Below are 12533 nucleotides of genomic sequence, written 5' to 3'. Positions count from 1 at the left end.
TCATCCCAGCGGAGTATCAACAAAAACGCCGGCTGGTCACCCAGCCGGCGCTTATGTGATGGATACTACCCCGCGTGCTTACCGTGGTCGGCGCGGGCTTCGACGCCCTGTAGGAGCAACAACGCCATCCGTTCCTGTTGCCTGCGCTCGCGCTTGAGCTCCTTACGGATTGCGGCGAGCTCCTCTGCGGTATGGGCCTGCTGCAGCGCAATGGTTTGTTGCTCCCGCAACCGGGCCTGCAGTTCCACGTTGGCTCGGCTGAGCTGCAGCTGCTGTTCGGCCAGGACGTACTGGGTACGGGACAGCTGTTCCTGAACTTCCTTCACATCGGCCGCGACCTGGGGCCGTTCCTGCGTGAGGATCCGGGCGAACTCCAGGTCAAGATCGGATCCGGACTCCACGTTCGAAGCCGGTCGCTCCCCTACTGGAACCTGACGCTCCCTCACCGGATGGGCGCCCCCTGAAACCGCAGGGGCGGCACCCAAGCGGCGCGCGCCGTCGTCGGACGCTTTCACTGCGTCGATGGACGCCGTGTCCAGCGACATTCCTGCGTCTCCTGATGCCGTGGCAATAAGCTCCTTTTCCGGAGCAGCATCAACCGTGCGGCGCAGCGGGCGTTCCTTGATGAACAGCACAGCCAGGAGGGCAACGACGCTGATGATCGCTGAGATCAGGAAGATCTGCGCGGTCGCGTCACCGTAGGCGGCGCGCATAATCTCGGCGATGGGGGCAGGCATGTCGGCCAGGTCCATGCTGGCTCCGGATGCCCCGCCCTGGGGTGGTATGCCCGCCGCAGTCATGCCTTCAACGGCAAGTTCCTTCACATGGTTGGACATGATGGCGCCCAGGACGGAGACGCCGATCGCGCCACCCACGGAGCGGAAGAACGCCACCGAGGCACTGGCGGTTCCAATGTCCTTGGCCTGGACGGTGTTCTGAACAGCGAGCACCAGGTTCTGCATCAGCATGCCGAGGCCGAGGCCGAACACGCCAGTGTAGATCGCCACGATCCACAGTTCCGTGGTGTGGTCCATAGTTCCGGCGAACGCGAGGCCGCCAATGAGGAGGACGGACCCTGCAATAAGGAACCTCTTCCACTTACCGAAACGGCTGATCAGGATGCCCGAGGCCACGGAACCGATCAGGTTGCCGGCGATCATCGGCAGCGTCAGCAGGCCGGCCTCGGTGGGCGTGGCACCGCGGGCAACCTGGAAATACTGACCCAGGAAGGTGGACGAACCGAACATGGCGATACCAACGGCAACGGAGGCAACGATGGCCAAGGCGGTGGTGCGCTCGGAGATGATCTTGAGAGGGATGATGGGCTCGGGAACCTTGGTCTCCACCAGAACCAGAAGTGCCAGCAAGGCTACGCCGCCGCCCACCATGAGCGCCGATTGCCAGGAGAACCAGTCGTAGTAGTCAGGGTTGCCGGCGAAGGAAACCCAGATGAGGAGCAGGCTCACCCCCGATGTCAGCAGGATGGAACCGAGCCAGTCGATCCTGGCCGGGCGCTTGATGTGCTGGATCTTCAGCGTCACCTGGAGCAGGATGAGGGCGACGACGGCCAGCGGCACGCAGACGAAGAACGTCCAGCGCCAGCCGAGGGGGCTGTCAACGATGAAGCCACCCAGCAGCGGGCCGCCGGCGGTGCCTACCGCCATGACAGCGCCCATGTAACCGGAGTACTTGCCGCGGTCGCGCGGCGGAATCATGGAGCCGATGATCGCCTGAGCCAAGGCGGTGAGCCCACCCATCGCCACGCCCTGGATGACCCGGGCAGTCAGCAGCAGCGGAATGGTTTCGGACAGGCCTGCCATGACCGAGCCGGCCACGAAGATGACGATGCTCAGCTGGACCAGGAGCTTCTTGTCGAAGAGGTCCGCGAGCTTGCCCCAGATGGGCGTGGTGGCAGCGTTTGCCAACAGCGCAGCCGTGATGACCCAGGCGAAGTCGGTTTGCGTGCCCTTGAGCTCGGACATGATGGTGGGCAGCGCGTTCGCGACGATCGTGCTGCTGAGTATCGCCGTAAAGAAGGCGGCGAGGAGCCCGGTCAGGGCTTCCATGATCTGCCGATGGGTCATGGGCGCGGAGGCTTTGGTCACTGAGGCGTCCACCGCCTGGGAATTTTGTACTGCTGGTGTAGCCATGCGTGGGCTCCTAAGCTGTCTGGTTTGTTGTGATGGAGCCGGCCGCCGTTGCCCGGATTGAGTCCTTGAGGGACACAGTGAGTTTGTTGATGACCTGGGAGGCCTCGAGGGCGTCCGCCTCGCTCCAATCCGCCAGGTAATCCCGCAGTCTCACGCTGCGTTGTTCTTCGAATTCGCGCAGTTTCGCCGCGCCGCTTTCCGTCAGGGCGAGAAGCTGGGCCCTACCGTCAGCAGGGTCGGGCCGCCTGGCCACAAAGCCAAGCTCCTCTAGTTCGGTGATATGCCGGCTGAGGACCGGGGCGCTGACGCCGAGTCGCGTGGCCAGCTGGGTTGCGCGGGTCTCCCCCTCACCGATGAAACGCATCACCCCCTGCACGGCCATTCCGACGTCGGGAACGCGGGCCATGTGGGCGGTCACCACACAGCGCAGCGTGCGCTGGAGATCGAAAATCTGATGCACAAGATCGGTTGCTGTGGCAGAACCGACGGACATGCGAAACACCCCTCTTATTGTTTGCCTAAAGCAACTATAACGCAGATTGATTGCTTTGGGAAACTAAAGATGCGAGGAGTGTCTAAGTTGTGGGGCCCGCTCTGCACCCTATTTTTGGGAAATTGGGCGCAGAGCAGGCCCAACAACGCAGTCAGCCCCCGCGCGATGGTTCGTGCGGGGGCTGACTGCGTTGGTTGTTTAGTTTTTTAGTCGCTCTAGTTGTCCAAATGCGTGGGGCCGAACATCTTCAGCAGTGTTTCAACCACGACGACGTTGGGCCCGTCGGCTTCGAACGACGCCTTGAGCGCGTCCCCCACTTCCTCCGGGGCTACCCGGCGGGCCGGGACACCGAAGGACTCGGCGAGCTTCACGAAGTCCGGTCGGGCGAGTTCGGTGGCGGTGGCTTGGCCAAAGGCGCCCACCATGTATTCGCGGAGGATGCCGTAACCGCCGTCGTCCACGATCAGCCAGGTGACCGGGACGTTGTGCTGCTTGGCGGTGGCGAGTTCGGAGATCGAGTACATGGAAGATCCGTCACCGGATACTGCGAGCACGCGACTCGGTTTGCCGGTGGTTTCAAGACCCACGGCACCGCCGATCGCTGCGGGGAAGCCGTAGCCGAGGCCACCGGCTCCCTGGGCGGAGTGGAACTGACCCTCGCGGGCGTCCCAGCAGCTCCAGCCCCAGTACGCGGAAATGGTCATGTCCCAGAACGTCTGCATGTCCGCCGGGACGGCCTCGCGGATGTCGGCCATGAACTTCAGTTCCTTGGCCAGGTCCTGTGATTCCAGGCGCGCCTTGACCTTGGCCAAGGATTCCTTGACCACATCTTCCGGGCTGGTGCCGTGCCAATCACGCTTGGCCGCGTCCGCGGCGCCCGCAGCTGCGAGTGCCTCGTCCAACGCTGCGAGTGCCTGGCCGGCGTCGGCACGGATGCCCAAACCTGGCCGGTTGGACTCAAGGACCCGGGGTTCGGCGTCGATCTGGATGATGCGGCCGCGGGGTTCGAACGTGAAGTAGTTGGAGGTCACTTCGCCCAAGGATGAGCCGATGACGATCAAGACGTCGGCGTCTTCCAGGACGTCGGTCATGTACCGGTCCTCGATCCACGACTGCAAGGACAGCTCGTGGGTCCACGGGAACGCACCGTTGCCACCGGGAGTGCAGATGACCGGAGCCCGTAACTGCTCGGCGATCGAGAGCAGCGACTTCTCGGCCCGGCCACGGCGGGTACCGCCGCCGGCGATGATCGCCGGACGTTCCGCCGTCGACAGCCACTTCACGGCCTCGCGGACCAGCTCGACGCGCGGCGGGTTATCGAATGCCTCGGCCAGCGCATCCTCCACCGGAGGAACCATGATGGGATCCAGGAGGACGTTCTGCGGGATTTCGATCCAGACCGGGCCCTGTGGCGAGGAAATCGCCTCGGTCCAGGCGTCCTGGATGGCCGACGGGATACCCGAGGCGTGCTGGATCAGGCGCTGGCTCTTGGTGACGTTCGCGGCCGAGGCCTTCTGGTCATCGAGCTGGTGCAGCATGCCTTTGCGGCGTGCACCCAGGCCGTCGAGGGGGATCTGGCTGGCGACAACCACCATGGGAACACCGGTGGCGTAAGCCTCCTGCAGGCCGGCCAAGGAGGTGAGCGCGCCAGGACCGGTGGACAGGAACAGCACACCCACCTCGCCGGTGGCGCGGGAATAACCGTCAGCGGCGAAGGCCGAGTTGTTCTCCACACGGGAAGAAACGAAGTGCAGGTTGCCCCGGCCCATGGCGTCAAACAGCCCGAGCGCGTGCTGACCCGGGATGCCGAAGACGGTCTTAGCACCGAGTGCTTCCAGGGTCTCGACGACGAGGTCCCCACCGTTGCGCTGGTTGGTCCCCTTGGTGGGGGCTGCCGTGCCGGGATCGAAATCAATCATCGCTGGTCCCCGACTGTTCCGGTTGCCTGCGCGAGTTCGGCCATGCGAGCGCCGAGTGCCTGCTGCGCGTAACCATTCGGGGCACCCTGGCGGTCGCCTTCCACGGCGTTGTCTGCCATGAGGGTCACGAGCTCATACGCAACGTGGCTGCCTGCAACACCGGTGATCTCTGCGTGGTCGTAGGCAGGAGCAACTTCAACGATGTCCGCTCCCACGAGGTTCATGCCGCGGAAGCCACGGATGATTTCGAGGAGTTCGCGGCTGGTGATGCCGCCGGCTTCGGGGGTGCCTGTGCCGGGCGCGTGGGCCGGGTCCAATACGTCGATGTCCACGGAGATGTACAGCGGGCGGTTGCCGATACGGTCACGGATCTTGGCTACGGTTTCCAGGACGCCTTGGTAGTAGACGTCAGCGGAGGTGACGATTCCAAAGCCGAAGCGGTGGTCGTCGTCCAGGTCCTTCTTGCCGTACAGCGGGCCGCGGGTTCCCACGTGGCTAATGGCTTCGGTGTCCAGGATGCCCTCCTCCACCGCACGGCGGAACGGGGTGCCGTGCGTGTACTCGGCGCCGAAGTAGGTATCCCAAGTGTCCAGGTGGGCGTCGAAGTGGAGCATGGCGATGGGCTCGCCTGCCCGCTCCGCTGCTGCCCTCAAGAGCGGGAGTGCAATGGTGTGGTCGCCACCGAGGGTTACCAGCTTGCTGCCGTTGGCCGTGAGGTCCAAGGCATTCTGCTGGACAGTCTCGATTGCCTCGTTGATGTTGAACGGGTTCACGGCCATGTCACCGGCATCGGCCACCTGGATGTTCTCGAACGGGCTGACGTCCCAGGCAGGGTTGTACGGTCGCAGCAGTCGGCTGGCTTCACGAACATGGTTGGCACCGAAGCGCGCACCAGGGCGGTAGGAGACACCCGAGTCAAAGGGAACGCCGACTACTGTGACGTCAGCTTTGGAGACCTGGTCCAGTCTGGGCAAGCGGGCATAGGTGGCGGCACCGGCGTAACGCGGAATGCGGGATGAATCGATGGGTCCAAGGTTCCCGTTGGCCTCAATGCGGAGCTCTTCCAAAATATGCCTCTCCTTCGAGTTAGGTCTGTGGCTGTGACTCCCATCATACACTTTAAGTTGCCTTATATGCATCAGCTGTTTACAAGTCTGATTTAGCTGTGTGCGGCATGAGATGCCAGTCACAGCGGGCGTAAAGATTCCATAAAAACCGGGGTCCCGGCGTCGGACACGGCCATACGCTCCTAGCGGAGCAGCACCTGGCTGCGCGAAAGGACACCGTGACCACCCTGACGAGGCCCCCGGCCGACCCGGCCAACAAGCCCAAGAATTCCTTCAAGCTCAAATTCTGGCTGCTGGAAGGGGCACCGGATACCTCGGGCAAACACCAAGGCCCTTATGGCCGTCCCTCCACCTCCCACAAACCGCAGGCTTGGTGGAAGGTCATGTGCCTCACCGGCGTGGACTACTTCTCCACCCTGGGATACCAGCCAGCCATCGCAGCACTGGCGGCGGGCTTGCTCTCTCCCCTGGCCACCCTGCTCCTGGTCATCGCGACGCTGGCCGGCGCCTTGCCCGTCTACCGACGGGTGGCCAAGGAAAGCCCCCGCGGCGAAGGATCCATCGCGATGCTTGAACGCCTGCTCCCGCGATGGGGAGGCAAGCTCTTCGTCCTTGCCCTCCTTGGCTTCGCCGCAACCGACTTCATGATCACCATCACCTTGTCCGCGGCAGACGCAACGGCGCACCTCATTGAGAATCCCTTCGCCCCGCACGCCCTTGAAGGCCAACAAGTGGTCATCACCCTGGCTTTGATCGCCGGTCTGGGCGTCGTCTTCCTGCGCGGGTTCAAGGAAGCCATCAACGTAGCAGTAGTGCTGGTGGGCGTCTTCCTGGCGCTGAACTTCATTGTGATTGCGGTGTCCATGGGCCACATCTTCACTGAGTCCAGGGTCATTACCGACTGGTGGTCCGCCCTCACCACCTCCCACGGGGATCCGATCATGATGGTGGCCCTGGCACTCCTGGTATTCCCCCGCCTTGCGCTGGGACTCTCCGGATTCGAGACCGGCGTCGCCGTCATGCCCCAGATCAAAGGCCACGCCACTGATACTGAAGCGAATCCCGCAGGCCGGATCAAGGGTGCCCACAAGCTCCTCACCACCGCCGCGATCATCATGAGCTCCTTCCTCATCACATCCAGCTTCACCACCGTCATGCTGATCCCCGCCACAGAATTCCAAGACGGCGGCAAAGCCGAGGGCCGCGCGCTCGCCTACCTGGCCCACAAATTCCTCGGCGACGGCTTCGGAACCGTCTACGACGTCAGCACCATCGCCATCCTCTGGTTCGCAGGCGCATCAGCCATGGCCGGACTCTTGAACCTTGTTCCCCGATACCTGCCCCGCTACGGCATGGCACCGGCATGGGCTCGGGCTCTCCGTCCGCTGGTCTTGGTGTTCACAGTCATCGCATTCTTCATCACCATCATTTTCAAGGCGGATGTAAACGCCCAAGGTGGCGCCTATGCCACAGGCGTGCTTGTCCTGATTACCTCGGCGTCCATAGCGGTGACCCTGTCCGCCCGGCGAAAGAAGCAGCGCGCGCAGGTCATTGGATTTGGATTGATCTCCCTGGCTTTCATTTACACCACCGTGGTCAACTCGATCGAGCGCCCCGACGGCCTAAAGATTGCAGCCCTCTTTATCCTGGGCATCATAGTGGTCAGCTTTACCTCCCGCATGCGCCGCGCTTTCGAACTCCGCGCTACCCACATCAAGCTGGACGAGAAAGCCCTCGAATTCACGGCGAACGCCGCCGAAGGACCTGTCCGCATCATCGCCCATGAGCCAAAGCACCTCAGCGCCAGCCGCTACAGGGAGAAACTACAGCACGCCCAGCAGGCCAGCCACCTGCCCATTGACTGCGACGCCATGTTCATCGAAGTCATTGTGGACGACAGCTCCGACTTTGAGCAGGAGCTTCAGGTGGTGGGAAAGCTCCGGCACGGGTTCAAGATCCTGGAGGTGCACAGCAATAACGTGCCCAACACCGTGGCCGCAGTACTCCTCCACATCCGCGACGTCACCGGATTCATGCCACACATCTACTTCCGGTGGACGGAGGGGAACCCGATTTCCAACCTCAGCAGGTTCCTGTTCTTCGGCGAAGGCGAGATCGCGCCGGTAACCCGCGAAGTGCTGAGGGAAGCCGAGCCGGACGTCACCCGGCGGCCGTGGGTCCACGTGGGCTAGCGGCTCGCCGCAGGAACCAGCACCCACAGCACCTCGACGGTCTCGTCGGTGGGGTTGATCCAGGTGTGGGGTTCACGGCCCGGGAAGGAGAGGGTGTCTCCTTCTTCGAGGTCGTACTCTTCATTTGTCAGGATGAGCTTGATCCGGCCCTTGACCACATGCAGGACGTCAACGTCGCAGTCCACGGCGTAGAGCTCGTTTTCACCACGGCCCCGCGGTTCGATGGTTGCCTGCAGGATCTGGAGCCGACGCTCGGAGCGGGCGGTCAACAAGCGTTCCACTATGCCTTGACCGCCCAGGGAGATGCGGGGGCCGTCGTCGCGCCTGGTCAGGTGGGTCTCCGGGGCGGCGAACAAGTCGCCTACGGATACCGACAGCACTTGGCAGAGCGTAACCAGCGAAGCGACCGACGGCGATGTCAGGTCACGCTCCACACGGCTGAGGAAGCCTTTGGTCAGTCCGGTAGCATCCGCCACTTGCTCGATGGTGAGGCGCTGCGCTTGCCGGGCTGCGCGGATTCTGGAACCGATGGCAACGGGAACATTGCTCGGTTCAACGGGTAGAGCCTTCATTCACGAACCTTTCAGGCCTGTCATGTGGCCCTGTCATTGGAGCAATAGTAGCCGGGAGACAGGCCAAGAGCGCCAGAATACCCGGAAGCATGACCAAAGGATCTTGACTGTTACTCCCATCACAACATATCCTCATAGGCAACAAGTGTTGTCTGTGAGGCACACAACACATCCACAATCTCCAATCGTCAGCACAGAGACTTCGACGCTTCGCAGGAGTATCGTCGAAAACCCCAACCTCCGTGCATCAGCTCCAAGGACCGTTCATGGAATCTTCGGCTATAAACATCGCAATCGTGGTGGTGTACCTGCTCGCCATGCTGGCATTCGGCTGGTGGGGCAAGTCCCGCACAAAGAACAACAGCGACTTCCTGGTGGCCGGCCGCCGCCTGGGACCCTTCCTTTACACCGGCACCATGGCCGCAGTGGTCCTCGGTGGCGCGTCCACCGTGGGCGGCGTCGGCCTCGGCTACAAGTTCGGCATCTCCGGCATGTGGCTGGTTGTGGCCATCGGCTGCGGCGTGCTGCTGCTCAGCCTTTTGTTCGCCGGCACCATCCAGAAGCTCAAGATCTACACGGTCTCCCAGATGCTGACGCTTCGCTACGGCAGCAGGGCCACTCAGACTTCGGGCATCGTGATGCTCGCCTACACGTTGATGCTCTGCGCCACCTCCACCGGCGCCTACGCCACCATTTTCGTGGTCCTGTTCGATTGGGAGCGCTGGATGGCAATCGCCGTCGGCGGTGCGATCGTTCTCGTCTATTCCACCATCGGTGGAATGTGGTCCATCACCCTTGCCGACCAGGTCCAGTTCATCATCAAGACCGTGGGCATCTTCTTCCTCATGCTCCCCTTCACCCTGAACGCAGCCGGTGGCCTGGACGGAATCCGCGCCCGTGTTGATGAGAGCTTCTTCCAGATCGACGGCATCGGCATCCAGACGATCATCACCTACTTTGTGGTGTACACACTCGGCCTGCTGATCGGCCAGGACATCTGGCAGCGCGTCTTCACCGCCAAGACACCCACTGTTGCGCGCTGGGGTGGCGCCACCGCCGGCGTCTACTGCATCCTTTACGGCCTGGCCGGAGCGCTGATCGGCATGGCAGCAAGCGTTGCCCTGTCTGATATTGCCATCGAAACCAATGACGACGTCTACGCAGAGGTCGCTACGAACCTGCTGCCCGTTGGCATCGGCGGGCTTGTCCTGGCCGCAGCCGTCGCTGCCATGATGTCTACCGCGTCCGGTTCGCTGATCGCTGCCGCAACAGTCGCCCGCGCCGACGTCCTGCCGTTCGTGGCCAGCTGGTTTGGCAAGACCATCGACACCTCCGATTCGGAGAACCCCGAGCACGATGTCAGGGCCAACCGCATGTGGGTCCTTGGCCTGGGCATTGTGGCCATCGTCATCGCCATTTCCACCCAGGACGTGGTGGCTGCCCTGACCATCGCCTACGACATCCTGGTGGGCGGCCTGCTGGTCGCCATCATCGGCGGCCTTGTCTGGAAGCGTGGAACCGGCATCGCCGCAGCAGCATCCATGGCTGTAGGCACCGTGATCACGCTGGGCACCATGATCGTCCTTGAGATCAACGCCGAGCAGCCCTTGGACGGGGTGTATGCCAACGAGCCGATCTACTTCGGTTTGATTGCCTCGGCGCTGGTGTTCGTGATCGTATCGCTTCTGAGCAAGCCCACGGATCCGGCGGTCATGAAGGCTTGGACGGACCGCGTCGCCGGCACCCGCGTGGCGGAGGACGAGCTCACAACGCCCGCGTCCTAAGCAGGCACGAGGAACTAAGCAAGGTTCAGGAAACAAGCAAAGTTCGACGGCGGCGCCTCCCCTTTCGGGCGGCGCCGCCGTTGCGTTATATCCCCGTCCGTTGGAAGGCCCGCTCTGCGCGCCAACACCACCCCAAAGGACGCAAACCAGGCCCCACAACGCGGGGGCGTGGACAGCAATGGGATAGGGTGGTCCCAGCTTCAAGAGATGTGGTGCCAAGCTCCGACTGGCCACACACCAACCCCATGTTCACGGGTGGTTCGGATGAGGAAGCGGCCCGTCCCGGACCAGAGACAACCGAGCGGGCAAGAGCACTCCCCCAAGGAGCAGTCCCTTGCCGTACCAAGGCGATACCACCCAGGTAGACACAGCAGCAACAAGCACCCCCACCAAAAAGGCTGCCCCCACCGTGGCGGTGATTCCCGCCGTCGACCTCTTCCTGGGCACGGTGACCATCACTTCCCACGCGGGAACCGGGCAATTCGGACATCCCCAACCGCAACTCATCGCGCAGGCGTTGGCCCAAGCCGTCCGGCCAACTCGCTGGTGCGAGTCGTCCAAGACACTAACGGTGACTATTGCCGCCGTCGGCAAACGGGAAGGCCTCCAACGTCACTTCACACTGGGGCACGAGGACAGAGCTTAGATTTCGTCGTCTTCCTCGCGGAACTCTTCGGTTTCGTCGATGGGGACAACACGTTCGTCGTCCTCGGGGGCGTCCACTTCCTCCACCCAGGGTTCGTCCACTTCCTGGTCTTCGGCGTAGTCGTAGGCCGGGTCGGACTCAATAGTTGTCCGTTCCGGGTAGTTGGCGTGTGATTCGGTGGTGTTCATGGTGCAACCTCCGTCTCGTGGGCCGGTTCTCGTGGGCGGTTCTGCCCGTTGACCCGAATGCAGGAATCCAGCGGCGGGAGGGCCCCGCCCCTGTCCTTCCATCTGAGCACCGGCACAAGCGAGGGTCAAGGAAATTACGGTGCACCGAACATTCCATTTAAGGAATACCAGCCAAAAATCCGCGCGGATAAGCGGTAGTGTGGGGCGTGCAATGGGGCCGCAACTACCCCACCCAGCACAGGAGACAAAGTGCAGATGCACCAGGAATCCCACAGTTCGTCGAGCTCCGCTCCGGACCCCACCCCCGAATCAGCAGCCGCCGGAAACACCGGGACCCAAGCCCCGCCGCCCTCACACGCGGACATCCGCCGGTGGCGGCAGTACCTGGCGGACGAGCGTGCCGAGGCCGCTGTCTACCGCGAATTGGCGCAGCGGCGCGACGGCGAAGAACGCCAAATCCTGCTCGCCTTGGCCGAAGCGGAAGGCAGGCACGAGGCCCATTGGCTCAAGCTCCTGGGCGAGCACGCCGGAATGCCCAAGGCAGCTTCCACCCGCAGCCAGTTCCTGGGCTTCCTTGCCCGTAACTTCGGGTCAGTGTTTGTCCTCGCTTTGGCCCAGCGCGCCGAAGGCCGTTCCCCGTACGGTACCGAACCTGCGGCGACGCCGGCCATGGTGGCCGATGAACAAATCCACGAAGAAGTAGTCCGGGGCCTGGCCACCCGCGGACGCAACAGGCTCTCCGGAACCTTCCGCGCCGCCGTTTTTGGCGCCAATGATGGCCTGGTCAGCAACCTTTCACTGGTCATGGGCATGGCCGCAACCGGTGTTTCCAGCTCCGTGGTGCTCATGAGTGGCGTGGCGGGCCTCTTGGCCGGTGCACTTTCCATGGGCGCGGGTGAATACGTTTCGGTCCGCTCCCAGCGGGAGCTGCTTAATGCCACGCTGCCCACGCAGGCCACACTGACCGCAGCGCCATCGTTGGACATCGAGCACAACGAGCTGGTCCTGGTGTACTTGGCCCGCGGCATGACACGGGAAGCCGCGGAGCACCGCGCTGCCGAGCGCATGGGATTGTTTGGCTGCGACTGCGATCCCAGCCTCTCCCTGCAGCCGGAGAAGCCGCCCACTGACGATCATGAATCCGTGGGTTCGGCGTGGGGTGCCGCGATGTCCAGCTTCTGTTTCTTCGCCTCAGGCGCCATTGTGCCCATCCTGCCGTTCATTTTCGGCATGACGGGCATCGCCGCCTTGCTGGTGGCCGGCGTTCTGGTGGGCATCGCGCTCTTGGCTACCGGCGCCGTCGTCGGCTTGTTGTCCGGAACCTCGCCGCTGAGCCGCGGGCTGCGGCAGCTTGCCATCGGCCTGGGAGCGGCTGCAGCCACGTACGGGCTGGGCCTGGCCTTCGGAGCAGCAATCGTCTAAGTTTGGACGCTTCGGTCCGGAGACCGTAATGTTGGTTCGTCCTCCGCGCTGCCCCGCGTGACCAGGGCATCAGGAATGGAGAACCGTGGACCCGGAGCGG

General features: G+C 63.1%; 10 protein-coding genes and 1 riboswitch. Of the genes, 4 read left to right on the top strand and 6 right to left on the bottom strand.

Going from position 1 to position 12533, the window contains the following annotated elements; genetic code table 11:
- Nucleotides 1-65: 65 nt before the first annotated feature.
- The 4 genes from RIF72_RS04800 to speB all read right to left on the bottom strand — a co-directional run bounded on the left by RIF72_RS04800 (nt 66) and on the right by speB (nt 5629).
- A complete protein-coding gene (locus RIF72_RS04800) occupies nt 66-2150 on the bottom strand; it encodes an MFS transporter (protein WP_309073708.1) in 2085 nt (694 codons plus the stop codon).
- Between the two features lie 10 nt (nt 2151-2160).
- The gene (locus RIF72_RS04795) at nt 2161-2643 is read right to left on the bottom strand and encodes a MarR family transcriptional regulator (protein WP_309073707.1); all 483 of its coding nucleotides are present in this window, start codon (nt 2641-2643) and stop codon (nt 2161-2163) included.
- Nucleotides 2644-2858: 215 nt separating this feature from the next.
- Nucleotides 2859-4562 (bottom strand): thiamine pyrophosphate-binding protein, encoded by a 1704-nt coding sequence (locus RIF72_RS04790; RefSeq protein ID WP_309073706.1) that lies wholly within the window; start codon nt 4560-4562, stop codon nt 2859-2861.
- The gene (gene speB / locus RIF72_RS04785) at nt 4559-5629 is read right to left on the bottom strand and encodes an agmatinase (RefSeq protein ID WP_309073705.1); all 1071 of its coding nucleotides are present in this window, start codon (nt 5627-5629) and stop codon (nt 4559-4561) included. The genes RIF72_RS04790 and speB overlap by 4 nt, the downstream gene beginning before the upstream one ends.
- Nucleotides 5630-5847: 218 nt before the next feature.
- Between speB and RIF72_RS04780 the strand changes: the two genes are divergently transcribed.
- Nucleotides 5848-7821, top strand: coding sequence for an amino acid transporter (locus RIF72_RS04780; protein WP_309073704.1), 1974 nt, complete (start codon nt 5848-5850; stop codon nt 7819-7821).
- Here RIF72_RS04780 and RIF72_RS04775 read toward each other — a convergent pair.
- Nucleotides 7818-8393: a helix-turn-helix domain-containing protein gene (locus RIF72_RS04775; protein WP_018777077.1), complete on the bottom strand. Its 576-nt coding sequence runs from the start codon at nt 8391-8393 to the stop codon at nt 7818-7820. The two genes, RIF72_RS04780 and RIF72_RS04775, sit on opposite strands and share 4 nt — an antisense overlap.
- A 266-nt stretch (nt 8394-8659) precedes the next feature.
- Here RIF72_RS04775 and RIF72_RS04770 point away from each other — a divergent pair, with 266 nt between their 5' ends.
- Together RIF72_RS04770 and RIF72_RS04765 are read left to right on the top strand one after the other, a co-directional pair.
- Nucleotides 8660-10177 (top strand): sodium:solute symporter, encoded by a 1518-nt coding sequence (locus tag RIF72_RS04770; protein WP_309073703.1) that lies wholly within the window; start codon nt 8660-8662, stop codon nt 10175-10177.
- A gap of 198 nt (nt 10178-10375) precedes the next feature.
- Nucleotides 10376-10495, top strand: a riboswitch (SAM riboswitch).
- A gap of 16 nt (nt 10496-10511) precedes the next feature.
- Nucleotides 10512-10823, top strand: coding sequence for a hypothetical protein (locus RIF72_RS04765; protein WP_309073702.1), 312 nt, complete (start codon nt 10512-10514; stop codon nt 10821-10823).
- Here RIF72_RS04765 and RIF72_RS04760 read toward each other — a convergent pair.
- Nucleotides 10820-11011: a hypothetical protein gene (locus tag RIF72_RS04760; protein ID WP_309073701.1), complete on the bottom strand. Its 192-nt coding sequence runs from the start codon at nt 11009-11011 to the stop codon at nt 10820-10822. The two genes, RIF72_RS04765 and RIF72_RS04760, sit on opposite strands and share 4 nt — an antisense overlap.
- A gap of 255 nt (nt 11012-11266) precedes the next feature.
- On the opposite strand from RIF72_RS04760, the gene RIF72_RS04755 reads away from it, so the two are divergent.
- Entirely contained in the window at nt 11267-12433 is a 1167-nt protein-coding gene (locus RIF72_RS04755) for a VIT1/CCC1 transporter family protein (RefSeq protein ID WP_309073802.1), read from the top strand.
- Nucleotides 12434-12533: the final 100 nt, after the last annotated feature.

The sequence above is a fragment of the Paenarthrobacter sp. genome, from assembly GCF_031180005.1.
GTDB lineage: Bacteria > Actinomycetota > Actinomycetes > Actinomycetales > Micrococcaceae > Arthrobacter.
This window is presented reverse-complemented; position numbering and strand designations above follow the sequence as displayed.